General features: G+C 72.7%; 20 protein-coding genes and 3 pseudogenes. 15 read left to right on the top strand and 8 right to left on the bottom strand.

Features of this window, described 5'->3' with window-relative positions:
• Positions 1–25 precede the first annotated feature (25 nt).
• The 8 genes and pseudogenes from ACZ4SV_RS12255 to ACZ4SV_RS12220 all read left to right on the top strand — a co-directional run bounded on the left by ACZ4SV_RS12255 (position 26) and on the right by ACZ4SV_RS12220 (position 8,740).
• Complete coding sequence (locus ACZ4SV_RS12255) at positions 26–1,024, top strand: carbohydrate ABC transporter permease (protein ID WP_397969612.1); 999 nt, start codon at positions 26–28, stop codon at positions 1,022–1,024.
• A complete protein-coding gene (locus ACZ4SV_RS12250) occupies positions 1,021–1,851 on the top strand; it encodes a carbohydrate ABC transporter permease (RefSeq protein WP_365881019.1) in 831 nt (276 codons plus the stop codon). Before ACZ4SV_RS12255 ends, ACZ4SV_RS12250 begins: the two co-directional genes overlap by 4 nt.
• Positions 1,852–1,858: 7 nt before the next feature.
• Positions 1,859–3,361: a glycoside hydrolase family 3 protein gene (locus tag ACZ4SV_RS12245; protein ID WP_468003676.1), complete on the top strand. Its 1,503-nt coding sequence runs from the start codon at positions 1,859–1,861 to the stop codon at positions 3,359–3,361.
• 158 nt (positions 3,362–3,519) lie between these two features.
• A complete protein-coding gene (locus ACZ4SV_RS12240; RefSeq protein ID WP_468003674.1) occupies positions 3,520–4,557 on the top strand; it encodes a phytanoyl-CoA dioxygenase family protein in 1,038 nt (345 codons plus the stop codon).
• Positions 4,554–5,843 (top strand): DUF6271 family protein, encoded by a 1,290-nt coding sequence (locus ACZ4SV_RS12235; protein ID WP_468003672.1) that lies wholly within the window; start codon positions 4,554–4,556, stop codon positions 5,841–5,843. The genes ACZ4SV_RS12240 and ACZ4SV_RS12235 overlap by 4 nt, the downstream gene beginning before the upstream one ends.
• Entirely contained in the window at positions 5,840–7,030 is a 1,191-nt protein-coding gene (locus ACZ4SV_RS12230; protein ID WP_468003670.1) for a type III PLP-dependent enzyme, read from the top strand. Before ACZ4SV_RS12235 ends, ACZ4SV_RS12230 begins: the two co-directional genes overlap by 4 nt.
• A gap of 1 nt (position 7,031) precedes the next feature.
• Positions 7,032–7,538, top strand: a pseudogene (locus ACZ4SV_RS12225) (GNAT family N-acetyltransferase); the annotation flags it as partial.
• A complete protein-coding gene (locus ACZ4SV_RS12220) occupies positions 7,430–8,740 on the top strand; it encodes an MFS transporter (protein ID WP_468004141.1) in 1,311 nt (436 codons plus the stop codon). The pseudogene ACZ4SV_RS12225 and the gene ACZ4SV_RS12220, both read left to right, overlap by 109 nt.
• Before the next feature lie 3 nt (positions 8,741–8,743).
• Here ACZ4SV_RS12220 and sbnA read toward each other — a convergent pair whose 3' ends face one another.
• From sbnA to ACZ4SV_RS12190, 6 genes are all read right to left on the bottom strand, one after another.
• The gene (gene sbnA, locus ACZ4SV_RS12215; RefSeq protein ID WP_468003668.1) at positions 8,744–9,772 is read right to left on the bottom strand and encodes a 2,3-diaminopropionate biosynthesis protein SbnA; all 1,029 of its coding nucleotides are present in this window, start codon (positions 9,770–9,772) and stop codon (positions 8,744–8,746) included.
• A gap of 37 nt (positions 9,773–9,809) precedes the next feature.
• On the bottom strand, positions 9,810–10,880 hold the full coding sequence (sbnB, locus tag ACZ4SV_RS12210) for a 2,3-diaminopropionate biosynthesis protein SbnB (protein WP_468003666.1): 1,071 nt from the start codon (positions 10,878–10,880) through the stop codon (positions 9,810–9,812).
• Positions 10,877–11,881 (bottom strand): TauD/TfdA family dioxygenase, encoded by a 1,005-nt coding sequence (locus ACZ4SV_RS12205; RefSeq protein WP_468003664.1) that lies wholly within the window; start codon positions 11,879–11,881, stop codon positions 10,877–10,879. The genes sbnB and ACZ4SV_RS12205 overlap by 4 nt, the downstream gene beginning before the upstream one ends.
• Before the next feature lie 45 nt (positions 11,882–11,926).
• On the bottom strand, positions 11,927–15,196 hold the full coding sequence (locus ACZ4SV_RS12200; RefSeq protein WP_468003662.1) for a non-ribosomal peptide synthetase: 3,270 nt from the start codon (positions 15,194–15,196) through the stop codon (positions 11,927–11,929).
• Positions 15,197–15,209: 13 nt separating this feature from the next.
• Positions 15,210–17,795 carry a Pls/PosA family non-ribosomal peptide synthetase gene (locus tag ACZ4SV_RS12195; RefSeq protein ID WP_468003660.1) on the bottom strand — a complete coding sequence of 862 codons (2,586 nt, stop codon included), beginning with the start codon at positions 17,793–17,795 and terminating at the stop codon, positions 15,210–15,212.
• Between the two features lie 562 nt (positions 17,796–18,357).
• Positions 18,358–18,747, bottom strand: coding sequence for a hypothetical protein (locus ACZ4SV_RS12190; RefSeq protein ID WP_468003658.1), 390 nt, complete (start codon positions 18,745–18,747; stop codon positions 18,358–18,360).
• A gap of 310 nt (positions 18,748–19,057) precedes the next feature.
• Here ACZ4SV_RS12190 and ACZ4SV_RS12185 point away from each other — a divergent pair, with 310 nt between their 5' ends.
• Positions 19,058–20,278, top strand: coding sequence for a PP2C family protein-serine/threonine phosphatase (locus ACZ4SV_RS12185; RefSeq protein WP_468003656.1), 1,221 nt, complete (start codon positions 19,058–19,060; stop codon positions 20,276–20,278).
• Between the two features lie 47 nt (positions 20,279–20,325).
• Positions 20,326–21,144 (top strand): SDR family NAD(P)-dependent oxidoreductase, encoded by an 819-nt coding sequence (locus ACZ4SV_RS12180; RefSeq protein ID WP_468003654.1) that lies wholly within the window; start codon positions 20,326–20,328, stop codon positions 21,142–21,144.
• A gap of 94 nt (positions 21,145–21,238) precedes the next feature.
• Here ACZ4SV_RS12180 and ACZ4SV_RS12175 read toward each other — a convergent pair whose 3' ends face one another.
• On the bottom strand, positions 21,239–22,501 hold the full coding sequence (locus ACZ4SV_RS12175; RefSeq protein WP_468003652.1) for a cytochrome P450: 1,263 nt from the start codon (positions 22,499–22,501) through the stop codon (positions 21,239–21,241).
• A gap of 189 nt (positions 22,502–22,690) precedes the next feature.
• On the opposite strand from ACZ4SV_RS12175, the gene ACZ4SV_RS12170 reads away from it, so the two are divergent.
• Both ACZ4SV_RS12170 and ACZ4SV_RS12165 read left to right on the top strand, forming a co-directional pair.
• On the top strand, positions 22,691–22,885 hold the full coding sequence (locus ACZ4SV_RS12170; RefSeq protein ID WP_365883872.1) for a DUF2795 domain-containing protein: 195 nt from the start codon (positions 22,691–22,693) through the stop codon (positions 22,883–22,885).
• Between the two features lie 138 nt (positions 22,886–23,023).
• On the top strand, positions 23,024–23,206 hold the full coding sequence (locus ACZ4SV_RS12165; RefSeq protein WP_468003650.1) for a hypothetical protein: 183 nt from the start codon (positions 23,024–23,026) through the stop codon (positions 23,204–23,206).
• Between the two features lie 105 nt (positions 23,207–23,311).
• Here the strand turns inward: ACZ4SV_RS12165 and ACZ4SV_RS12160 are convergent.
• A pseudogene (locus tag ACZ4SV_RS12160) lies at positions 23,312–23,492 on the bottom strand (IS5/IS1182 family transposase); the annotation flags it as partial.
• A gap of 170 nt (positions 23,493–23,662) precedes the next feature.
• Here ACZ4SV_RS12160 and ACZ4SV_RS12155 point away from each other — a divergent pair.
• From ACZ4SV_RS12155 to ACZ4SV_RS12145, 3 genes and pseudogenes are all read left to right on the top strand, one after another.
• Positions 23,663–23,923, top strand: a complete 261-nt coding sequence (locus ACZ4SV_RS12155) for a hypothetical protein (RefSeq protein WP_468003648.1) — start codon at positions 23,663–23,665, stop codon at positions 23,921–23,923.
• A gap of 72 nt (positions 23,924–23,995) precedes the next feature.
• The gene (locus tag ACZ4SV_RS12150) at positions 23,996–24,523 is read left to right on the top strand and encodes a hypothetical protein (protein ID WP_468003646.1); all 528 of its coding nucleotides are present in this window, start codon (positions 23,996–23,998) and stop codon (positions 24,521–24,523) included.
• A 53-nt stretch (positions 24,524–24,576) separates the two neighbouring features.
• Positions 24,577–24,838: pseudogene (locus ACZ4SV_RS12145) on the top strand (transposase); the annotation flags it as partial.
• Positions 24,839–24,928: the final 90 nt, after the last annotated feature.

The raw sequence follows: 24,928 nt of genomic DNA, 5'->3' as shown, positions 1-24,928 counted from the left end.
ACGGCCACGGAAGAGATGGCAACTGATGTCAGTGCAGACCCAAGGCACGGGCACGGCCGGGGAGCCCGTTGTCCGCAACGCCGGGGTGCCGGTCCCGCCGCGAGGCGACAACCGGACCCCCGCGGACCCGTCCCGGCGCCGCGCCGCCACCCCCTACCTGCTCCTGCTGCCCGCGCTGCTGGCCACCCTGGTGCTGCTCGGCTGGCCGCTGGTCAAGAACGGCATGCTGTCGTTCCAGAACCTCAACCCGCGGCAGCTCATCCAGCACCTCACCGAGTGGAACGGTGTCGACAACTACCGGGAGGTGCTGACCTCCACGGAGTTCTGGCACGTCGTCGAGCGCTCCGTCGTCTTCACCGCCGTCAACGTCGTCCTGATCATGGCGCTCGGCACCCTGACCGGCCTGCTGCTGGCCCGGCTCGGCCCGAAGATGCGGCTGCTGCTCATGGTCGGCCTCGTCCTCGCCTGGGCCATGCCGGTCGTCGCGGCCACCACCGTCTACCAGTGGCTGTTCGCCCAGCGCTTCGGCGTCGTCAACTGGGTGCTGGACAAGCTGGGCTGGCACTCCATGGCCGACCACAACTGGCTCCAGACCCAGTTCTCCACCTTCGCCGTGGTCACCCTGCTCATCGTCTGGCAGTCCATACCCTTCGTGGCGATCAACCTCTACGCGGCCACCACCACGATCCCGCGCGAACTGTACGAGGCCGCCTCCCTGGACGGCGCCGGCTCCTGGAAGAGCTTCACCTCGGTGACCCTGCCCTTCCTGCGGCCGTTCCTGTACGCCACGACGTTCCTCCAGGTCATCTGGGTGTTCAAGGCCTTCGCACAGATCTTCGCGATGAACGAGGGCGGCCCCGACCACCTGACCGAGACCCTGCCGATCTACGCCTACGTCGAGGGCGTCGGCAACCAGCACTTCGGACTCGGCGCGGCCATCTCCTTCCTCACCATCCTGGTCCTGCTCGCCATCACCTCGTACTACCTGCGCATGGTGCTCAAGCAAGAGGAGGACGAGCTGTGAAGCGCTCGCTCTTCGGCCGCATCTGGCCCAACGCGACCGCCGTCGTCCTCTTCGCCGGCTTCGCGTTCCCCGTCTACTGGATGTTCGCCACGGCCTTCAAGCCGACCGGCGACATCATCGCCGACGACCCGGTGTGGTTCCCGGTCAACGCGACCTTCACCCACTTCAAGAAGGCGGTCGACGCCGAGAACTTCTGGACCCTGGTCCTCAACTCGGTCACCGTCACCGTCCTGTCGGTCCTCCTCTCGCTCGTCATCGCCCTGTTCGCGGCCTTCGCGCTGGCGCGGATGCGGTTCAAGGGCCGGCGCGGTCTCATCGTGACGTTCATGCTGGCGCAGATGGCCCCCTGGGAGGTCATGATCATCGCCATCTACATGCTCGTCCGCGACAACGACATGCTGGACAGCCTCATCCCGCTCACCGCCTTCTACACGGTGATGGTGCTCCCGCTGACGATCCTGACGCTGCGCGGCTACGTCGCCGCCGTGCCCAAGGAGCTGGAGGAGTCGGCGATGATCGACGGCTGCACCCGCCTCCAGGCCTTCGTCAAGGTGATCTTCCCGCTGCTCGCGCCCGGTCTGATGGCGACCTCGCTGTTCGGCTTCGTCACCGCCTGGAACGAGTTCCCGCTCGTGCTGATCCTGAACAAGGACGCCGAGAAGCAGACCCTGCCGCTGTGGCTGTCGCAGTTCCAGACCGCGTTCGGCGACGACTGGGGCGCCACCATGGCCGCCTCGTCCCTGTTCGCGCTGCCCATCCTGATCCTCTTCATCTTCCTGCAACGCAAGGCTGTCAGCGGTCTGACCGACGGCGCCGTGAAGGGATGACGCCCCGATGACCACCATCGCCACCACCGCGTCGGACGCCCCCGGCGACACCCTCGCCCGGGACGCCCTCGCGGTGCTGCAACCGGGGTTCGACGGCACCACCGCGCCCGACTGGGTCCGCCGCCGCATCGGCGAGGGCCTCGCCTCCGTCGCCCTGTTCGGCCGCAACGTCGTCAGCGAGGAGCAGGTCACCGCGCTCACCGCGCAGTTGCGCGCCGAACGCGACGACCTGCTGGTCGCCATCGACGAGGAGAGCGGCGACGTCACCCGGCTCGACGTGCGCACCGGCTCCTCCTTCCCCGGCAACCACGCCCTCGGCGCCGTCGACGACCCCGACCTCACCCGGGCCGTCTCCCGCGAGCTGGGCCGCCGCCTGGCCGCCTGCGGCGTCAACTTCGACTGGGCGCCCTCCGCCGACGTCAACGCCAACCCCGACAACCCGGTCATCGGCGTCCGCTCCTTCGGCACCGCCCCCGACCTGGTCGCCCGGCACACCGCCGCCTGGGTCGAGGGCCTGCAGTCCACCGGCGTCGCCGCCTGCACCAAGCACTTCCCCGGCCACGGCGACACCAACGTCGACTCCCACCACGCCGTACCCCGCATCGACGTCGACGCCGACACGCTCTACGCACGCGAACTGCCCCCGTTCCGCGCGGCCATCGCCGCCGGCACCCGGGCCGTCATGAGCGCCCACATCCTGGTGCCCGCCCTCGACCCGGAGCGCCCGGGCACCCTGTCCCGGCGGATCCTCACCGAGCTGCTGCGCGGCGAACTCGGCTACCAGGGCCTGATCGTCACCGACGGCATGGAGATGCGCGCCATCTCCGGCACCTACGGCCTGGAGCACGGAGTGGTCCTCGCCATCGCGGCCGGCGCCGACGCCATCTGCGTGGGCGGCGGACTGTGCGACGAGGCCACCGTGCTCGGCCTGCGGGACGCGCTCGTCGCCGCCGTGCGCTCCGGTGAACTGCCCGCGGAGCGGCTGGCCGACGCCGCGGCCCGGGTACGCGACCTGGCCGCCTGGACCGCCGCGTCCCGCGGCGACGCCGGGAAGACCACGCCCGAACCGGAGATCGGCCTCGTCGCGGCCCGCCGCGCCCTGACCGTGACCCGCGCGGGCGGCCCCGCACCGGTCACCGCACCGGTGTTCGTCGCCCAGTTCAACCCGGAGCCGAACATCGCCGTCGGCGACCAGACCCCGTGGGGCGTCGCCGACGAACTCAAGCGGCGGCTGCCCGGCACCGGCGCCGGCGCGTTCACCGGCGACGGCGCCGGCGACGCCGTGCTCGCCGCGTCCGGCGGACGCCGGATCGTCGCCGTGGTCCGCGACGCGCACCGGCACGACTGGATGCGCGCCGCGCTCGACACCCTGCTCACCGCCCGGCCCGACACCGTCGTGGTCGAGATGGGCCTGCCGCAGGCCCCGCCGCGCGGCGCCCTGCACATCGCCACCTACGGCGCCGCCCGTGTCTGCGGCGTGGCCGCGGCCGAGGCCGTCCTCGCCGGCTGACCCGCCCGCCCGGCCGCCCGCCCCTTCGCGCGGGCGGCCCCTTTTCTCCTGCGTACCGGGAACCCGGTGGCCCCTTCGGCGCGCTCCGACGCATGCCACCGGCACATGTCTCACGTCCTTCCAAGGTGTCGCCGTACCGACCACACCGGAGTGAACACATGCACCACCCCGCCCCCTACCTCCACCGCGCGGCGACCGGCCGCCCCTACTTCAGCGCCGACGCCGAGACCTACCTCGCCCCGACCCCACTGCGCGACCTCGTCAAGACCGAGCCGCTGCGCGTGCTGTCCGAGGAAGACTTCGCCTTCTGGCAGACCTACGGCTACGTCGTCGTACGCGAGGCCATCACCCCCGGCGAGGCCAAACAACTCCTCGACTTCGCCTGGCGGTTCCAGGGACTCGACCCGGACCGCCCCGACACCTGGTACGAGGAGCCGGAGTTCCGCTCCGAACTCGACCGGCACCTGTACATCTACGGCTTCGTCGAGGCGTACCACCACCAGCTCCTGTGGGACAGCCGGCAGAGCCGACGGGTCTACGACGCCTTCGTGGACGTCTGGGACAGCCCGGAGCTGTGGGTCACCCTGGACCGGCTCAACCTCAACCCGCCCAACGTCCGCACCCGTTCCCGCTCCCTGATCGAACCCACCGACGAGGGCTTCGACATCGAGCTGCACTGGGACGTCGACAGCACCCTCGCCGTGCTGCCGCAGCGCGTCCAGGGCATCATCGCGCTCACCGACACCCGCCCCGAACTCGGCGGCTTCCAGTGCGCGCCCGAGCTCTTCCGCCGCTTCGAGGAGTGGCGCCTCGCCCAGCCGCCCGGCCGCGACCCCGTCCGGCCCGCCGCCGACCGCGCCGAGTTCCCGGTGGTCCGCCCCGACCTCCAGGCCGGCGACCTGCTGATCTTCAACGGGCTGCTCGCCCACGGTGTGGCGCCCAACCGCTCCGACAACGCTGTCCGGGCCGTCCAGTACCTGTCGATGATGCCCGCGCTGGAGGAGCACACTGCGCTGCGCGACTCGCGTGTGCACTCCTGGCGCACCCTCGCCACCCCCGACTGGAACGCCACCCTGCTCGGCGACGCCCGGGAACCGGAAGCCCGGCGCTACGGCCCCGCCGAACTGAACGCCCTGGGCCGCAAGCTGCTCGGCCTGGACTCCTGGGCCGCCGCGGAAGGGGAAGGGGACCGGTGAACCGCGTCTGCCTCACCCTGCCCACCAACCGGGCCTGCCCGGCCGCCATCACCGCCCTGCACGCCGAAGCCGCCTACGCCGTACGGACCTTCGGCGCCGAGGTCGAGCTGCTCGTCCTCGACTCCGCCGGCCCCGCCGACCGGGCCGCGCACGCCCGCACGGTCGCCGCCCTGCCCGCGGAGCCCGGCGTGCGGGTCCACCACCTCGACGAGGAGGCCCAGCGGGACCTGCTCGGCCGCGTCATCCGCGAGGCGGGCCTGCCCGGACCGGACCGGCTGCTGCGCCTCATGCTGCCGTCCGCCGTCTCCTACGGCGCCTGCACCAACCGCGCCTTCCTGCTGGCCGCCGCCCTCGGCTGCGACTCGGTGCACCGCAGGGACTCCGACAGCACCTACCAACTCCACGCCGGACAGCCGGTGTTCCCGGTCCACCACGAGCTGCCCTGGCTCGGCCGGCCCGCCGCCGACGCCACGGCCGCCGGCACCCGCACCGACCTCGACCCGGCCCTGGCCCACCGCCCCGTCTCCCTGGCCGGCGCCTCCTTCATCGGCGAACTCTCCGTGGACATAGCCGAGATACGCCGGCTGGACGAGACCGTCTACCACGACGTCGTCAGCCTCTGGGCGCCCGGCGACTGGCCCGAGGACCGCAAGCGGGAACTGGTGGAGGAGTCCTTCACGGGCGCGGGCCTCGCCCCGTTCACCGGCGACCACGCCACCCTCACCCTGGTCGACCCGATGCGGGTCGACATGTGCAACGTCGCCTTCGACCGGGCGGTCTACGAACGGGTCCCGCTCCCGCCCGCCACCGACACCATCGGCAGCGACTACTTCCTCCTCCACCTCGTCCACGACGCGGGCCTGCCCGGCATCCTCCACAACCGCCACATCGAGAACTTCCACACGCCCGAACGCCGCACCGACACCGGCTTCCCGGCCTACCAGCGCCGCTTCGTGAAGTTCCTGCTGTCGATGCTCTACTTCCACCACGTCTACGACCGGATGGCGGCCGAGGGCGCCGGCCTGCTGGACGGCGGGCAGCGGGTCCGCCCCGAGCGGATCGTGGAACTCCTGCGCGAGAGCACCGCACTGCCCCGCGACGAGAACGTCTGGCGCCTGGACCGGGTGGACACGGCCTACCGCAAACTGGGCGGCCGCTACACGGCGTTCGCCGACCGGCTCGCGGTGGAACGCCAGGAGCTGCTGGACCGGGCGGAGCAGGACATCGACGCCTTCGCCACCCTGACGCAGGCCTGGCCCGCCCTCGTCGAGACGGCCCGGCGATGAGCGCCCCCCGGCGGCCCGGCGCCCTCGCCGCGGCCCTCGCCGCCGCCGACACCGACCGCGTCCTGTACGACCTCACCGGCATCGAGCGGCAGTACGACACCCTCCTGCGCGAACTCCCCGGCGCCACCCTCCGCTTCGCCGTCAAGGCCTGCCCGGTCGACGACGTCCTGCGCTGCCTCGCCGCCCGCGGCGCCGGCTTCGACGCGGCGAGCCCCGCCGAGATCACCCAGGCCCTGCGGGCCGGCGCCCGGCCCGACCGCGTCCACTACGGCAACACCGCCAAGTCCGACCAGGACATCGCCGAGGCCCACCGCCTGGGCATCCGCGACTTCGCCACCGACAGCGTCGAGGACGTCACCGCGATCGCCGTACACGCCCCCGGCGCCCGCGTGTTCTGCCGGCTGGCCACCAGCGGCCAGGGCGCCCTGTGGGGCCTGGACCGCAAGTTCGGCTGCTCCCCGGACGACGCCGTGCGCATCCTGACGACGGCCCGCGCGGCCGGTCTCGTCCCGGCCGGGCTGTCCCTGCACGTCGGCTCCCAGCAGATGACCACCGAGGCCTGGCAGCAGGCCCTGGACTCGCTCGCCGGGGTGCTGGAGACGCTGGCCGGGCTCGGGATCGCACCGGACCACGTCAACCTCGGCGGCGGGCTGCCCGCGCTCGGCTACCTCGACCGGCGCGGCGACCCGCTCGACCCGCCGCTGGACAAGATCCTCACCGTGCTCCGCGAGGGCATGGAACGCCTGGCCGGCCTGGCCGCGGCCCCGCTCGGCTTCGTACTGGAACCGGGACGGCACCTGGTCGCCGACCACGGCGCGGTCCGGGCGCACGTGCTCCGGCTGACCGAGCGCACCCGGCCGGACGGCAGCCTCGCCCGCTGGCTGTACCTGAGCGCGGGCAAGTTCAACGGACTGTACGAGATGGACCAGGTCACCCACCCGATGGTCTTCCCCGGACGGGAGACCGAGGAGCACGTCCCGGCCATCGTCGCGGGCCCCACCTGCGACAGCGACGACGCCTACGGCGGCGGCCGGCACCCGGTGCGCGTACCCCGGTCCCTGGCCTCCGGCGACCCGGTCTGGATCCTGTCCGCCGGCGCCTACGCCACCAGTTACACGACCCAGGGCTTCAACGGCATCAGCCCGCTGCCGTGCGTGTGCGTACGCGGCCCGGAAGGACCCCACTGACATGAGCGACCCCATCCGGGCCGTCACCGAGGCCGACTGGCCGCGGCTGGCCGCCCTGGAGAGCGAGGCGTACGCGGACCTCTCCCTCGCCGAGGGCGAGGAACTGCTGCGCTCCCGGGCCCGCGGCCCGGCCGGCACCTGTCTCGTCCTCGACCTCGACGGCCGGCTCGCCGGCTACGTCCTCGCCCTGCCCTACCCCCGGTTCCGCTGCCCCGACCTGACCCGCCCGGACCCGGCCGACCACGACTGCGCCAACCTCCACCTGCACGACCTGGTCGTCAGCGCGCCGCTGCGGCGCCGCGGGCTCGGCACCCGGCTGGTGCGCCGGCTGACCGAGACCGCCGGCGTCCGCGGCTTCGCCACCATCTCGCTGGTCGCCGTCGCCGGCAAGGAGCCGTTCTGGCGGGCCAACGGCTACCACGCCCACCCCGCGACCCCGGTCCCGCCCGACTACGGCCCCGACGCCGTCTACATGTCCGCCCGGGTGCCCGCCGTGCCCCGCCCCCGGCAGGCCCGGGAGGCCGTGTGATGCCCGCACCGTCCTTCCCGCGCGCCAAGTGGTCGATCGCGGCGCTGTTCTGCTTCCTCGGCTTCCAGTACGGCACCTGGATCGCCCGGCTGCCCGCGCTGAAGACCCGGCTGGACCTGGGCGCCGGCGAGGTGGGGCTGCTGCTGATGGCCTGCGGTGCCGGCGCGGCGGCCTCCTTCCCGCTGGTCGCCGTGCTGATGCGGCGGCTCGGCTCGCGGCTGCTGTCCCTGGTCTCCGCCGCGGCCCTGATCGCCGTACTGGCCGCCCTGTCCGTCGTACCCGACTACCCGCTGGCGCTGCTCGCGGTGTGCGCCGACGGTGTCGCGGTCGGCTGCCTCAACGTCGCCATGAACGCGCAGGGCGCCGCCCTGGAGAAGACGTACGACCGGACCGCCATGTCCCAGTTGCACGCCACCTTCAGCGCCGGTCTGCTCGCCGCCGCCCTGCTGGCCTCCGGCGTCACCGCGCTGACCGCTTCCGTCGCGGTCCACTTCGCGGTCGCCGGGGCCTTGCTGCTGCTCCTGCTCGGCGGCGCCCGTCCGGGCCTGCTGCCGGCCCCGGAGCCGCAGCCGGACTCCGCCGCCGCCGCGGCCGGGCCGAAGCGGCGCGCCCGGCGCGGCCTGCCCTCCGGCACGACCCTGCTGATGGGCTGCGCCATGGTCTTCGGCACGGTCACCGAGGGCGCGATGAACGACTGGTCGACGCTGTACATGAAGGACGTCGTCAAGGCGCCGGCGAGCGTCGCCCCGCTCGGCATCGCGGTCGTCTCCGTGATGATGCTGCTGGCCCGGGTGTGCGCGGACCGCTGGCGCACCCGCTGGGGCGACGGACGCGTGGTGCGCACCGGCAGCGCGGTGGCCGCCGCCGGACTGGCCCTCGCGCTGCTCGCCGGGGGAGTGGTGCCCACGCTGCTCGGCTTCGCCTGCGTCGGCCTCGGCGCGGCCGCCGTCACCCCGTGCGTGTACGTGGCGGCGGCCGGACGCGGCTCGGACGCGCTCGCCCTGGTCGCCGCGATGGGCACCACCGGCCTGCTGGGCGGTCCGGCCCTGATCGGCTTCGTGGCGAGCGCGGCGAACCTCACCCTGGGCATGGCCACCGTGGCGGCCTGCGCCCTGGTCGTCACGGCGACCGCGTTCTGGATCCCCTGGCGGTCGCGGACCACCGCGCTCGCCGAGACCTGAGCGCTACGTCCGGCGCCGGCGCGCCTGCCGGGTCCGCGGGGCCGGCTCCTCGTCCCAGACGGTGGCGGCCGGCCCGGCCGCGTCGAGCAGCCGGTCGCCGTAGAGGTCCTGGAGCCAGTTGGTCTGGTACACGGTGTCCAGGTAGCGCTCGCCGAGGTCGGGGGCGATGGCCACCGCGGTCAGCCCGCGCGCGTCCTGCCGGGCCAGCCAGTCCGTCGCCGCGCTGACCACCGTCCCCGTGGAGCCGCCGAAGAGGTAGCCGCGCCGGGCCAGGCGGTGGCAGGTGCGGATGGTGTCCGCCTCCTCCACCCGGATCACCTCGTCGACGTACGACTCGTCGAGCAGCGGCGGGCGCATGCTCATGCCCAGGCCGGGGATCATCCGGCGGCCGGGTTTGCCGCCGAAGGCCACCGAGCCCATGCTGTCCACGGCGACGATCCGCACCGGCCGGTGCCACTCGCGGAAGTAGCGGGCGCAGCCCATCAGGGTGCCGGCGGTGCCGGTCCCGACGAACAGCACGTCGAGCTGCGGGAACTGGGCGGCGATCTCCGGCGCGGTGGTGCGGTAGTGCGCCCGCCAGTTCCCGGCGTTGGTGTACTGGCTGAGCCACACGTACCGGTCGTCCGACGCGCACAGCGAGCGGACGTACTCCAGCCGGGTGCCGAGGAAACCGCCGTTGGAGTCCTGGTCGGTCACCACGTGCACATGGCCGCCCAGGGCCTCCATCAGCAGCTTGGTCGACAGGTTGCACCGGGGGTCGGTCACGCACAGGAACCGGTGGCCCTTGCTCGCGGCGATCATGCTGAGCGCGACGCCCAGGTTCCCGGAGGAGGACTCCACGAGGATGGAATCCGGCGTCAGGGTTCCGTCCCGCTCGGCGCTCTCCACCATCTCGTTCGCGGCCTTCAGCTTGATGGAGCCGGCGAAGTTGAAGCCCTCGCACTTGAGGTAGAGGCGGTATCCGAATATCGACTCCAGATCGACGAAGAGGCTTCCTTCGTTGAAGGCGTGGGGAGCGGTGATCACGGGCACGGCGGGCCTCCTGGTGCCAGGGCTGAGGGCATCTGCCTCAGCCGTACCGGCGCAGGTCGTGGAAGAAGTCGTCGATGACGCGGAGCTGTCCGGCCCGGGCCACCCGGTCGTAGACGTAACTGCCGACGGCCAGGTCCAGCACGCCCAGACCGAACGGCGAGAAGACCACCGGCCGGTCCCGGGGCGGCGCGATGCGGCCCTGGAGCACGTCGTCGAGGGTGCCGTCGAGGAAGTCGCGGTTCCCGGTGAGCTGTTCGGCCAGGTGCGGGGAGGTGTCCGCCTTCAGGCAGTGCTCGACGTCGTCCACGAAGTTGGCCGAGGCGAGCAGGACCTCCGGGGCGAGGTCGCGCAGCGACACGTGCAGCACCAGCGGGTTGTGGCCGAACCAGTCCGGGTCGCCGACGTGCGGCCGGCCGGCGACGGTGGCGAACACCACCAGGTCGCTGGAGCGGATCAGCGCCTCCGCGCTGTCGTGGACGGTGACCGGTTCGGTGGCCCCGCTCTGCCGCAGGTAGCCGCAGAAACCCCCGGTGCTGGCGGCGGACACGTCGTGCACGCCGATCGCCTCGAAGGTCCAGCCGGTGCGGGCCAGGAAGGTGTGGATGTACCGGGCGATCAGGCCCGTGCCGCAGAACCCGACCCGGGTGGGCCGGGGCCGCCCGCGGCTGAGCCGGTCCGCGGCCAGCGCGGCGGACGCGGCGGTCCGGGTTGCGCTGATCACGGAACTCTCCAGGCAGGCGAACGGATAGCCCGTGTCGTGGTCGTTGAGGATGAGTACCGCGGAGGCCCGGGGCAGCCCGGAGGCCACGTTCTCCGGGAAACTGGAGATCCACTTCAGGCCGTCCACCCGGAGGGACCCGCCGATGGACGCCGGCAGCGCGATGATCCGGGCGGTGGGACGGTCGGGGAAGCGCAGGAAGTACGACGGCGGGTTCACCGAGTCCCCGGCGCCGTGCAGCCGGTACGTCTCCTCGACCAGCTCCACGAGCTGTTTCTCGGCCCCTTCCAGCGCCTTCGTCACCTGTTCGCCGGAGATCACCGCGAAGGACGGCGCGGCGGGCGGGCCGGACCGGTCCGCCCGGCCGGTCCGGGGCAGCAGATCGGTCATCGTCCGCTCACCTCCTGGGCGGGGGAGCCGTCGGCCGGGCGGGTGGGCTCGGCCATGCCGACCACCACCAGCCGTTCGCCGGTGAAGGGCTCCCGGCTGTGCGCGGTGCGGATGTTGTCCACCAGCAGCAGGTCACCGGCTTGCCAGGGCTCGCGCCGGGTGTGCTCCTCGTAGGTGCCGTTCAGCAGCTCGACGACGTCCTCGCCGATCGGGCCGCCGTCGCCGTAGCGGGTGTTGAACGGCAGGCCGTCCGGGCCGTACTCGTCCACCAGGTACTCGCGGATCTCCGGGGCGAGCGTCCACTCGTTCAGGAAGGCGATCTGGTTGAACCAGCAGCGCCGGCCGGTGAGCGGGTGCCGCACGACCGCACGGCGGCGCTGTTCGGTGCGCAGCGAGCCGTCGGCCTGCCAGGCGAAGTCGATGGCGTGGGCGCGGCAGTAGCGCTCGACCGCGGCGCGGTCGTCGGTGCCGAACGACTCGGCCAGGGACGCCCCGATCTCGTCGTTGTAGCTGCGGGTCAGCAGCCAGCCCTCCCGCTCGAAGCGCTCCGTCAGGCCGGCGGGCAGGGCCCGCAGGACCTCCTCGGCGTCGGCGACCGCCGTCGCGCCGCCCTCCTCGGGCGGGGTCAGGCACGCGAACAGCATCAGGCCGGGCACCTCCAGCCGGTAGCTCAGCTCGTGGTGCATGCACATCGGCTGGTTGGCCGGCCAGGGTGTGGCGGAGTACAGCCCCCCGCCGTGCGCCTCGCGCGGGGCGAACGCCTCCGTCTCCGGCATGAGCGGGCCCGCCAGGGTGGTGAAGACGGCGCCGGCCTGCTCCGTCCGGGCCAGGCCGAGGCCGCGCACCAGCAGCGCCCCGTGCTCGGTGACCTGGGCACGCACCGCCTCCCGGTGCTCGGCCGCCCAGCTCGCGGCGTCGCCTGGCGAAGCGACGCGCAGCATCGCTGGTCTGTCCGGCCGCAGCTCCACGTCGAGCGGTGCTGCCAGGGATGAGGACGGCATCTCGGTTTCCTTTCCGGTCGCCCGTCGGGTGGTGGCACGGGCCTTTCAGGTGGAGGCCAGGGGCACGGCCGCGCTCAGCACGGCCCGCGCCGCGCCGGCCGGGCGGGTGCGTGGGAAGTAGTGGCCGCCGTCGGCCAGTTCGTGCAGCTCGACCCGCTCGGCCAGCAGCAGCCAGTCCCGGTGGCGTTCGGTGTAGCCGGCGGTGTGCGGGTCGTCGGCGGCGACCACCACCGTCACCGGCGCGGACAGCCGCACCGGCGGCGGGGAGGCCAGGGCCGCCAGCAGATAGCGGTGTGCGGCCACGCAGTCGTGCCGGTAGGCGGCGCCGATGTGCTCGGCGTGCCGCTCGTTCAGCTCGGCCAGCTCCGGGTAGCCGCTGTCCTCGGCCAGCCGCGCCGCGATCTCCGCGTCGCCGCCGGCGGTCAGCGCGGCGAGGGCGGCGCCGCGCTCGTCGGCGGTGCCGAGCAGTTGCGCGCCGAGGAAGACCCGGGTCACCCGCACGCCCCGCTCCTGGAGCCGGCGGGCCGTCTCCAGGGCCGGCGCGGCGCCCGAGGAGTGGCCCCACAGCATGACCTGGTCCAGCCCGCGCGCCGTGATCTCCTCGGTGACCTGTCCGGCCACGTCCGCGATCGACGCGAACGGCTCCCGGTGGGCCGCCAGGTCGTGACCGGGCAGGTCCGCCGCGAGCACCGCCACACCGCTGCCGGCCAGCGCGTCCGCCAGCGGCCGGTAGTTGACCGCGTTGCCGCCCGCGTACGGGAAGCACACCAGCGCGCAGCCCGCGGCGCCGTCCGGGTCCGACAGGGTCTGGAGCAGCTCCGGGCGCCGCCGGCCGGCGCCGTCGAGCACGGCGGCCAGATCGGCCAGGACCGGGTGCCGGGTGATGTCCTTCAGCGACACCGCGCGGTCCAGCGCCACGCTCAGCCGGACGGCCGACAGCGAGGTACCGCCGCAGTCGAAGAAGTGGTCCGTGCGGCCGATCCGTTCCTCGGGCACGCCCAGCACCTGCGCCCAGGCCGCCGCGAGCCGGCGTTCGGCCGGACCGAGCGCGTCCCGCTCCGCGCCGCCCGTCCCGGCGGCGACGGGCTGTCCGGCCCGCGCCTCCTGCTGCGCCCACGCGGTCAGCGCCTTGCGGTCGGTCTTGCCGTTGGCGGTCAGCGGCAGGCTCTCCCGCCAGTGGAAGGCCGACGGGACCATGTAGCCGGGCAGCGCCGCCGCCAGCGCCTCGCGCAGTGTCTCCGGCGCGACGCGCCGCCCGGTGTGGAAGGCGATCAGGTGCTTGTTCCCGCCGCCCAGCTCGGCCACGACCACCGCGCCGTCACGTACCCCGGCCACCCGCAGCAGGGTGTTCTCGATCTCGCCGATCTCGATGCGGAAGCCGCGGATCTTGACCTGGTTGTCCCGGCGGCCGAGGAACTCCAGCCGGCCGCCGGGGTGCCAGCGGCCCCGGTCGCCGCCCACGTACAGCCGCTCACCGGGCCGGTAGGGGTCCGTGCGGTAGCACTCGCGGGTCCGCTCGGGATCGTTGACGTACCCGCGGCCCACGCAGACACCGGAGAACGCGATCAGGCCGGGGGCGCCCAGGGGCACCAGCGACAACTGCTCGTCCACGACGTACACGCGCACGTTGGGCACCGCCCGGCCCAGCAGCACCCGCTCGGGCACATCGGTCAGCAGCTCGTGGTTGGTGTCGTCGGAGGTCTCGGTCAGCCCGTAGGCGTTGAGCAGCCCGATGTCCGGCTGGAGCGCGAACCAGCGCTGCGTCAGCTCCCGCTTCAGCGCCTCACCGGTCACCGACACGCACCGCAGGTCCGGCAGCGCGCGGGGATGCTGCTCCAGGTACGCGACCACGACCTCCAGATAGGAGGGCACCACCTGGGCCACGGCGACCCGGCCGCGCACCAGCGTGTCCACGAACCGCTCCACGTCCACGATCACGTCCTGGCCGACCAGCAGCGTCCGCCCGCCGGTCAGCAGCGCGGACAGCAGTTGCCACAGCGAGATGTCGAAGCACTGCGGCGCCGTCTGCGCCACCACCGTGCCCTCGCCGATGCCCAGGTCGCCGATCTTGGCGTACAGATGGTTGAGCAGACCCGCGTGCTCGCACATCGCGCCCTTCGGCTCGCCGGTGGAGCCGGAGGTGAAGTAGATGTAGGCCAACTGGCCGGCGTCGACCGGCACCCCGGGGTCGGTGTCCGCGTGCGGCTCCGCGTACGCCGTCTCCACCGGCAGCTTCCGTGCTCCCGGCACACCGGCCAGCGCCTCGTCCAGGCTCCCGGTGCCGTCCGACTCGGTGAGCACCAGCCGGCAGTCCGCCCGCGTCAGCATGGCCGCGATCCGGCCGGCCGGGAAGTGCGGCTCGACCGGCAGGTAGACACCGCCCGCCTTGAACACCGCCAGCGTCGCCGCCAGCCAGTCGAGACCGCGTTCGGCGACGACGGCGACCACGTCCTCCCGGCCCAGCCCGCGCGCCAGCAGCGCCCGCGCCAGCCGGTTGGCGCGCGCGTTCAGCTCCGCGTACGTCCACGCGCGGCCGCCGTGCACCGCGGCCACCGCGTCCGGACACTCCCGGACCCGCCGCTCGAACAGCTCGTGGGCGCGCACGTCCGGCAGCGGCCGGTCCGCCCCGGCCAGCCCCTCCAGTTGCTCGCGCACCTCCGCGGCCGACAGCAGGCTCTGCTGGGCGTGCCCGGCGTCCGGACCGGCCGCCAGCAGCGCCAGCGCCCGCAGGTGGTAGCCGCCGATCCGCTCCGCCGCGTCGGCGTCCAGCACGTCCGTGCGGTACCGCAGGCGCAGCACCAGCCGCCCGCCCCGGTCGGACCAGCGCACCTGGAGCACACCGTCGTCGCCGTACGCCTCCTCGGCGCCCAGCGGTCCGAACACCACCTCGTACGGCGGCTCGGTCAGGCCCAGCTCCCGGCGCAGCCCGGCCACCGGGAACTCCCGGTGGGCCAGCACCGCCGCCTCGGCGCGCTCGGCGGCCGACACCAGCGCCCGCCAGGAGCCCGGCGGCACGGTCAGCCGGCACGGCAGCGGCTCGCCGCGCACACCGGCGGTGTAGCCCGTCACCACCTCCTGCTCGCCGCAGAGCGCGGCCAGCACCTTGGCGTGCACCGCCAGCAGCAGCGCGCTCAGCGGCAGTCCCGACCGGCGCACCACGGCGCGTACCGCGGTGGTCACGTCGTCCGGGACCCGCACCTCCTGCTCCAGCGTGCCCGGCACCGGCTCCCGCGCCCAGCGCGGCATGGTGGTCGCGCCGCCCGCGGTCAGCACACGGCTCCAGAACTCCCGGTCGGTTTCCACGCGCGTTCCCATCGGATGGCCTTCCTCACCTGGTGACAGCCGCAGCGGCGTCGGTCGTGTGCGGGGCGCGGCCCGCGCCGGCGGCCCGGCCGCCGGTCTCCGGCATGTCCACGGCCGGGTTGCCGCCCCACCGCGCGCCCGCCGGGACTTCCTCGCCCTTCATGAGGAAGGAGTCGGGCGCCAGCTCGGAGCCGTCGCCCATGGTCACGCCGTAGTGCACATGGGCGCCGACGCCCAGCGTGCAGCGGGCACCGAGCGTGATGCCGTCGGACTTGAAGGTGCCGTCCTCCTGCGAGTGGCACTGGATCTTGCTGCCGGCGTTGAGGGTGGTCTCGTCGCCGACGGCGGCCAGGGTCCGTTCGGTGACGAAGCAGCCGTCGTCGAACACCCGGCGGCCCATGCGCACGCCCAGCAGCCGCCACACCAGGCTCTTGAACGGGGTCCCGTTGAAGAGGTTCAGGTACTGCACCGGCACCTTCCACAGGCGCTCGTGCAGCCAGAACGTGCGGTCGTAGATGGAGCACAACTGGGGCCGCAGCGGGCGGAAGGAGGTCATGAAGCGCTCCACCAGGACGTAGTACGCGGTGGAGAACAGCAGCGTCAGCGCGAGATAGCCGGCGATCACCACATGGCCGAGCACGCCGTACAGGTCCACGGAGACGAGCGCGAACAGCGTCAGCAGGAACACGTGCAGCCAGCGCACGAACAGCATCCACGTCATCGACAGCAGGTTGTAGCGGTTCTTCGCGCCCAGGTGGCGGCGCAGTTCCTCGCCCGTGCGCAGATGGTCGAACCGGGCGTCGCGGTCCACCGAGCGGGGGATCTCGAAGCACGGCGAGCCGAGCAGTCCCACCCCCTGGCGCACCTCGCCGTCCAGCGGCACCATTACCTTCGTCGCCAGCAGGCAGTTGTCCCCGGTGCGGCCGCCCGCCGGGTAGGCGATGTTGTTGCCGAGGAAGTTGCGCGGCCCGATCGTCACCGGGGACAGCCGGAAGGACGTGGCCGAGTACTCGGCGTTCACCACCGACAGTCCGTCGGCCACCATCGTGCCGCTGCCGACGGTGACCAGGAACGGCGTCTCGTGCTGCACCTCGGTGCCGAAGTTGGAGCCGGTCTGCTCGACCTGCGACAGGTCGTAGCCGAGTCCGCGCAGGTAGTGCACGATGTACGAGCTGTCGCCGAACAGCCAGGCGAAGAACTTCACGTTGGTCATCCGGGCCGTCGCGCGGTGCAGCGTGTAGTGGAAGCCGTAGAGCGGATAGACCCGGCCGGGCCTGACCACCCGGCTCAGCAGCCGCGGGACCGTGTACAGGGCGAAGAGTCCCAGGACGAGAAACCCGCAGAACACGGTGAGCGAGACGGCCAGCGCGTCGGGGATCAGCTCGGCCCGGGTCAGCGCGGCCGTCTGCGGATCGAGCCGCTTGCCGATCGCCGGCACCTCGGTGAAGAGCATGTACAGCCCGCCGACGGCGAGCGGTATGTACAGGAAGAGCAGTTGCAGCAGCGTGAGCGTGCCGAACCAGGCCCGGCGCAGCGTGCCGCACCCGGCCGGCGGGACCCGTACGTAGTCGACGCGGCCGGGCTCCGCCGGGGAGCCGTGCCAGCGCTCGCCGTCCGGGACGCTCTGGCCGCGGTGCAGCGCGGAGGAGTGGCCTAGCTGGGCGCCGTCGCCCAGCGCGGTGTCGATGTCCAGGACGGTCTTCTCACCGACGAACGCGTCCCGGCCGAGCGAGACGCGGCCGGTCTGGATACGGCCCGCGTGGGCGCGGTAGCCCAGGAAGAAGGAGTCCTTGCGGATCACCGTCCCGGCGCCGATCGTCAGCAGGTCGGTGCAGACCGGCACCGACCGGGAAAGGATCGTGACGCCCTTTCCGATCCGCGCACCGAGGGCCCGCAGATACAGCACATACAGCGGAGTGCCGGCGAGAAACACCATCGGATTCGCGTGCAGCAGCACCTTGACGAGCCAGAAACGCAGGTACGTCATTCCCCAGACGGGGAACTCACGTGGTTTCCAGCGGCCGATGAGCACCCATTTCGCGACGACCGGGAAGGCGCACAGCGTGAGGAATCCTATGCCGCCGAACAGCAGGGAACGCAGATAGACGTCGCCCAGTCCGGAACCCCGGGAGATCCACTCGTACCCGCCGGCCGTGACATACCCGGAGACCAGCGAGTAGACCAGGAAGGCCAGTAGCTGGAAAGCTCCGCACAGCCGGTGCGCCGACGCGCCGGCCCGGGGCACCGCGGCCGTCGCGACGGCCGCCGGCTCCGCGGGCGGCCCGTCCGGACCGCTGGTGACGGGCCCGACCGGCGCGAGCGCCGCCGCGAGACCCCGGATCGTGGGATGCCGGTAGATGTCCCGTATGGAGGGCGAAGGCAGCTCCGGGATTTTCCTCAGCCGGGCGCAGAACTGCGCCATGACCAGGGAATTGGCACCCAGATCGGTGAAGAAGTGGCTGTCGGCCGGAACATGGTCGGCCTCCACGAGTTCGGCCAGTGCCGCCGCGAGTTTCCTTTCGGTCTCCCCTCGGTCCGGACCGGTCTCGCTCATGGTGACGGCGGGTTCGTCCGGCCCGGATATGGGGACCTCGGAGGACTGCTCCACCATTCCATCTCCTGAAGACATGTGGATCGCCAATGCCCGGCTGGATCCACTTCGATCGCGAACCGCCGATTTCAGTCTCGCCAGCCGGACGGCACCCTGCCACTCAACGCGGGCCCTCCCGCGCACCGGAAAGCGGCTCCGGCACCGTGTCCCGGGCGTTCCGGGCGGGCCGGGGCACGCGCGGGTTCACTCGTTCGGCGGGCCACGGATGCGGGACGTCACCACGGAGGCACCGCTGAACGGAGTGGTTTCGCTCCTGCACGGAGTGGTTTCGCTGGACGGGGTGGTTTCGCTTCAGGACCGGAGAGTGGTGTCGCTTCGGACCGGAGGGTGGTTTCACTTCTCGCTTCAGGACCGGAGAGTGGTTTCACTTCAGGACCGGAGTGAGGTGTCGCTTCAGGACCGGAGTGAGGGCACGAGGCCGGTCATGCGTCCCGGCAGGCCGGCGCCGGGTCCGGCAGGCGGCGCGGGAGTGCCGCGGGGGCTGTCCGCCGCGCGGCCGGTGCGGCAGCCGCTCAGTCGCCCGCCGCGGAACCGTCCGGCACCCGGCCGGCGCGGCGGCCGCTCAGTCGCCCGGCCGCACCGGCTCCTCGGGCGCGGCGACAAGGCTCGCCGCCGTCAGAGCGGCCCAGCCCAGAGCGCTGACGACCGCCCCGGCCCGGCGCAGCCGGCCGGGGAGCGCGGCGCCGAAGAGGACGGCGTCACCGACGTCCGAGGCGATGCGCACGGCGGAGGCCGTGACGAGCGCCGGGCCCTGCGGGGCGAGGACCATCGCCAGACCGGTGGCGGCATCACGCCAGGCCAGCGGGCGCAGCACCGTCGCGGTGTGCCGGGCGACGTCGCCGTGCGCGTCCACCAGCCCCGTGGGACGGGCGAGCAATCCCGGACGGTACGCCGTCGCGATCCCGTAGACGAAGGTCACCGCTCCGAGCATCCGCAAGGGCCTGGTCCGCATCGCCGACACCTCCGCACGTCGCTTCTTCCGGTGCGCGATCACGACACGAGTACCCGTACCGGTGCGACCCAGGCGGAAAGCCGCCGCTCCTCCCGGAACCGGTTGGCACCGGCGCTCCGGCGGCGGGTGACCGCGGGCGACCACCGGCCGCGCGCCACCGCGCGGCTGCCGGACCCCGCGCCCGCCGCGCGGTGGCGCGCGCAAGGCGCGCCGTGCTGGGTAGACGGTAGGTCTGCCGCGCTGGGCAGACGGTAGGTCTGCCGTCCGGCCGGCGGCCGCCGGGACGTGGAGCCGAGGGGAGACCTGACAGGTGAGTGGTCCGGCAGAGGTGGGGCGCGCACTGACCGACCTCATGATGGCCAGCCATGTGGGGACGCTGGAGGAGCTGCCGCGGATGGTGGCCGACCGCCTGGAAGCGGTGGGCCTGCACGAGGTGTCGTTCTTCCTCGCCGACCTCCAGGGCAAGGTGCTGCGGGAGGTCACCGGCGGCGGCCTGGACGCCGGCGCGGGCGGCGCGGAACTGGCCGTCGACTCCACCCCGGCGGGACTCGCGTTCCAGCGGGTCGACCTGGTGGCCGAGCCGGACCGCGACGGCGGGCGGCAGCGCTGCCGGTGGTGGCTGCCCATCACCGACGGCGTGGAACGCCTCGGCGTGCTGCGGGCGGACACCGAACGGGACGACGGGACGACCCGGGACGCGTTGCGCGAGGTGGCGTCGATGGTCGCTCTGCTCGTGCTGAGCAAGCGGGCCTTCAGCGACTCCTACGCCCGGCTGGTGCGGACGGCCCCGATGAGCGTCAGCGCCGAGATGCAGTGGCACCTGACCCCGCCCTCGGCGTTCGCCGGCCGCGCCACCACCGTCGCCGCGCTGTCGGAGCCCGCCTACGACGTCGGCGGGGACGCCTTCGACTACGCGGTGGCCGACGGCGTGCTGCACCTATCCGTGTTCGACGCGATGGGACACGACGCACGGGCGGGCCTGACCGCGAACATGGCGGTCGCCGCCTGCCGCAACGCCCGCCGCCAGGGCGCCGGCCTCGTCGCCGTCTCCCAGGCGGTGGAGGACACCCTCATCGAGCAGTTCGGCACCACGCGCTACGTCACCGGCATCCTCGCCGACCTGGACATGAAGAGCGGCCGGCTCACCTGGATCAACCGGGGCCATCCCCTGCCGGTGCTCGTACGGGCAGGACGCTGGTCCCACGAGCTGGTGTGCCCGCCGGCCGGACCCATGGGCGTCGGCCTGAAACTGCCCGTGACCGTCTGCCACGAGCAACTGCAACCCGGTGACCGGCTCGTCCTCTACACGGACGGCGTCGTCGAGGCCCGCGACGCGCAGCGCCGGCAGTTCGGCCTGGAGCGCTTCGCCGAGTACCTCGTGCGCCACCACGCCGACTGTCTCACCGTCCACGAGACGCTGCGGCGGCTGATGCACGCCGTACTCGGCCACCACGACGGGCACGTCGAGGACGACGCCACCGTCCTGCTCGCCGAATGGCGTGACCCGGACCAGGAAGACCTCACGCCCTGAGCGCCCCGCCGAGGCGTGGCACAGGGCGCGGCGGTTACCCGTTCGCCATGACTGACACACGGCCACTCGCCTTGATCACCGGTGCGTCCAGCGGAATCGGCCACGAGCTGGCCCGGCAGTTCGCGCTGCACGGCTACGACCTCGTGGTGAACGCCGAGGACGACCGGCTGGAGTCCGCCGCCCGGGAACTTCGGGAGACGGGCGCGGAGGTCCGCGCGGTGCGGGCCGATCTCCGCGCCGCCGAGGGACGGTTCCGGCTGCTGGACGCGCTCGACGGCCTGACGGTCGACACCGCCGTCCTCAACGCGGGGGTGGGCCGGGGCGGTGCCTTCGTGGACACCGACCTCGCCGACGACCAGGAGGTCATCGACCTCAATGTCACCGCGACGGTACGGCTGGCCAAGACGCTGCTGCGGGCCATGGTGACGCGCGGCGCGGGCCGGCTGGCCTTCACCTCGTCCGTCGCCTCGACGATGCCCGGTTCCTTCCAGCCGGTGTACAACGCCTCCAAGGCGTTCGTGCAGTCCTTCGCCGAGGCCCTGGCGGAGGAGGTGAAGGACACGGGTGTGACGGTCACCGCCTTCATGCCGGGCCCCACGGACACGGACTTCTTCCGCCGGGCGGGCATGGCGGACGACACCCGCATGGGCACGATGAAGAAGGACGATCCCGCGCAGGTGGCCGAGCAGGCGTACGAGGCGATCGTGAAGGGCGAGACCAAGGCCGTGACCGGGTCGCTGAAGACCAAGGCGCAGGGCCTGGCCGGGAAGGTGCTGCCCGACGCGGTCAAGGCGGCGGCCCACCGGCGGCTGGCGGAACCGGGCACCGGGGAACCGGGGGCCGACGCTTCCGAGCAGCGGGATTGAGGCGGGGGGCGCCTGCGTCGCCGTAGCGCCCGGCTGTCTAGGAGGCCCGCCCCGCCCGGCGGACGGGGCGGGGCGGGGCGGACAGGGGGTGGGTTCACACGGTCGTGAGCATGCGCGCGCTCGGCACCCGCACCTCCCGTACGACGAAGCCGCTGCGCACCCGCGCCGGGATGCGCCGCAGGGAGATCCTGAGGTCCTGGTCGGGGACGGCGCAGTCGAGAGCGGCCAGGCGGAGCGCGAGGGCTTCGAGCAGCCCGATGGTGAGGCCCTCCCCGGGGCAGCGGTGACCGGTGCGCGGCTCACCACCGCCCTGCGGGATCAGCTCGTCCCGCTCGACCGCGTGCTCCAGGAACCGCTCCGGGCGGAAGACGTACGGGTCGCCCCACAGCTTCTCGTCGTGGTTCTGGCCGAAGACGTCGAGCAGCACCATCCCGCCGGCCGGCACCGACAGGCCGCGCCAGGACAGGTCGCGGACGGCGAGGCCGCCGAGGAACGGCGCGAACGGGTAGAAGCGGCGCACCTCGTGCACGAACGCGGCCGTGTAGGCCGTGTCACCGCGGCGGAGCCGCTCGCGCTGGTTCGGCTGAAGATGCAGCGCGTGCGCCGAGTAGGCGACGAACCAGCTGACCGCGACGGTGGGACGGACGACGTTCAGCAGCTCGACGGCGGCCGTGTGCGGGTGCAGCGGCTCGCCGCCCTCGCGGTGCTCGCACACAGCGGCGAGCACCGATCCGTCGGGGGCGGCGGTCCGGCCGGAGCGCACGTCCTCGACCAGCCGGGCGAAGCGCTGCTCCTGACGGCTCCGGGCGCGCCGCGCACGCCAGTGCCGTGGCCCTGCGGTGGCGAAGCCGTCGACCATGGCGATCAGGTCGCGGGCGAGCTGCTCCTCCTCCGCGCTGCCTCCGTCGAGCGGCACGCCCGCCCAGCGGCACACACCGCGGGTGAGCACCAGGGCGGCCGCGTCGAACAGGACGACCTGCTCGGCGCCGCTCCACTCCCGTACCGCCTCGTCCCACGCGGCGGTCACCTGCTCGACGAGGCCGGTGATCCGGTCGGGGTGCAGCAGCGGAAGGAAGAACTCCTTGCGGGCGCGGTGGGCGCCACCGTCGAGGGTGTGGACGGCGTCGTGGCCGAACAGGGTACTGAGCACGGGCTCGGGCAGGGCGCCGCCGCGGCCCACGTGGTGCTCGTCGTAGAAGAAACGCACCGCTTCCGGCCCGCGCACGACGAGCGCGGGCTTGCCCATCACCCGGGTGCGCGCCACGCCGTCGGGGCGGTCGCGCAGCAGGCCGGGCAGCCAGGCATAGCCCTGGACGAGAGCCGGCAGGGAACGGTCGATCAGGGGCGAGGTCGGCATCTCCATGACCTTTGAGTGCCCACGCCCGGCCCGGACACGCAGGGTGCGCCTTGCTGCCCGGCCGCTGGCGACACCCTCGGCCGCTGCGTCGACGTGCGCGGTGTGGGGTGCTTGGTCACGATGTACGTGCCGGTGACCCGGCGCGACGGATCCGGCCGAGCACGTCATCACGACAGCAAGGAGACCGCCATGGCGAGTATCAGTCCGATCGACCTGCAGAAGGCGCTCAAGGGTGCCGACTACCCGGCCCGCCGCGACGACCTCATCGCGCTCGCCAAGGACAACGGCGCGGACGACACCCTCGTCCAGAAGATCGCCGACGCACCCGAGGACGCGTTCGACGGCCCCAACGACGTGCAGAAGGCGGTCTTCCAGAACGAGTAACCGGAGCCGTACGGAGCGCCGCAGGAGCCCGCTTGCCCGAGTGTTACCCGAGTGGAGCGGGTCCGCACCCGCCGCCCGCGCCGCGGCGGGCGCGGTGTGCCGTCTTCACCCGGCGGTCGTGATCACCGCCCGCGGACGATGATCACGACCGCCGGCGCGGTCGCCGGCCGCACCCGGCCGCCGGCGGTTCCGTCGCACACGCGCGCAGCGCACCACGCGCCGGCCCCCCTGCTGGCGGCGGTGCGCAAGCTGCCGGAGAGCGGCGAATACGCCGATGTGACCGAGGTGGCCAGGGCACTCGGCGACGCCCCCACCGACTGAGCGTCCCCGCCGAACACCTCACACCAACGCCCACCGGTGCCGTCATGACCCCGCCCGACACCAAACCCACCGCCGGCCCGGACCGACGGCACCCACCGGACGCGCCCAGTACCCGGCGACCAGCAACACTCGGTCCTCCAACGGCACACTCCAGGGCCGGCCTTTGCGAACGGGGTCGGCGCCTTCGCGCCGCAGCATGGTGACCAGCTTGCCGAACTGCCGAGGGCTCAGCCCGGCGCACGGGGCCATCCCGGGACGACTCCGACGCCGTGATCGCACCAGCCACAGCGAGAGCATTTCAGTTGCCGGTGCCCTTCCCTGAGGCCGATCCTGTGTGCTCGGTCAACGAGGAGGACATGTGGGGCTCGTTCTGTTCCCAGGAGACGGTGACACCAGCAGCCCGGACGTCTCCTGGTCCTACACCGGGCGCAGGCCGAGGGGCTCGCGCTGGACGAGATGCACGGCTTCGGCGGACAACGCCAATGGAACGACGTCTCCACCACTCTCGCGCCACTCCTCAACCATCCCGATGATGACGGCCCCGACCTCACACCGGCCCAATGCGCCGAAATCCTGCCCCGCCTGCGGGAGGCCACCGACCAGCCTCAGGACGGAAGCACCGGCCCACTGCTCCAACGACACATAGACGACACCCGCAAGCTGGTGGTCGTCCTGCAGCTCTGCATCGACAAGGACGTCGACCTCCTCTTCGGCTGACACCGGTGGGCATGACCCGGCACGATGCGACCAGCAGTCACGGGGCAACGCTCGGCTGAAAGACGGCAGCACATGGCACTCCTGGCCGAATACACCTGCAAGGCCACTCCGGGGCGGCGCGTCGTGGAGGTCTATGACGCGGACGCCTACCTCGGTGACGACGATGCCATGGCTGCTGCCCGCAGACAGGTGGTAGCCGGCAACGGCTACCACCTGTACCTGCGCAGCCTCCAGCCCGATATCGACGTCGAGGTCTCCATCCGCCTGTGGGACACCCCTCCCGCTCCACCTGCCGACGCCGAGGGCCAGATGGGCATCAGCCTCACATCAGAGACCGGCATCCTCGTCGTCAACCAAGTCGGTCTCGGCCCCGCGGGCGAGATGCGGCTGCCCCGCCCAGGCGTCTATGAAGGCATCGTCTGGTGGAGCAATCGCCAGGCGACCGCTGACTACTACGAGACGACCCTCGCACAGCTCAGAGACGACCCCACCGAGCAAGCGATCCCTGCCGCCTGGGAAAACAGCCCGGTCACCGAGCGGTACGTACTTGATCTCGCATACATCCGCGCACCGGAACCCACCGACGATGAGGAACTCTGACCGACGGACCGACCACCCCAAACAGCGTCTTACTCAAGCCCTCTTGGCTGTTCGTGCACGACACCGCCCGGAACCGGGTCTGGATGGAGATCGGCCAGATCGCGCTCGAGCTGCTGGCCTGGATGCCCATGCGCGCCTGACTGGCCGGGCGAGGCTCTGGGAACCGCGTCGCGTGCAGTTCCGCCTGTTCTCCGCAGCCGGCCAGCTCGTCACCACCGGTCGGCGCAGGATTCTCCGCCTCGCCCGGCACCGACCCTGGACCGACGAGATCACCGCTCCCTGGAACGGCTCGCGCTCCTGCCCGACCCCGGCTGACCAGCAACCCACCGTCCCTGCGACAGCATCACCCGCCCCGGGCAGCGGAATCCGGCGCCCACCCGACGCGGCAGCCGGGCCACCGGCCTA

Source organism: Streptomyces sp. NPDC027672, from assembly GCF_055566335.1.
The sequence above is the reverse complement of the archived record's forward strand: the minus strand, read 5'-3'. Positions and strand labels throughout refer to the sequence as shown.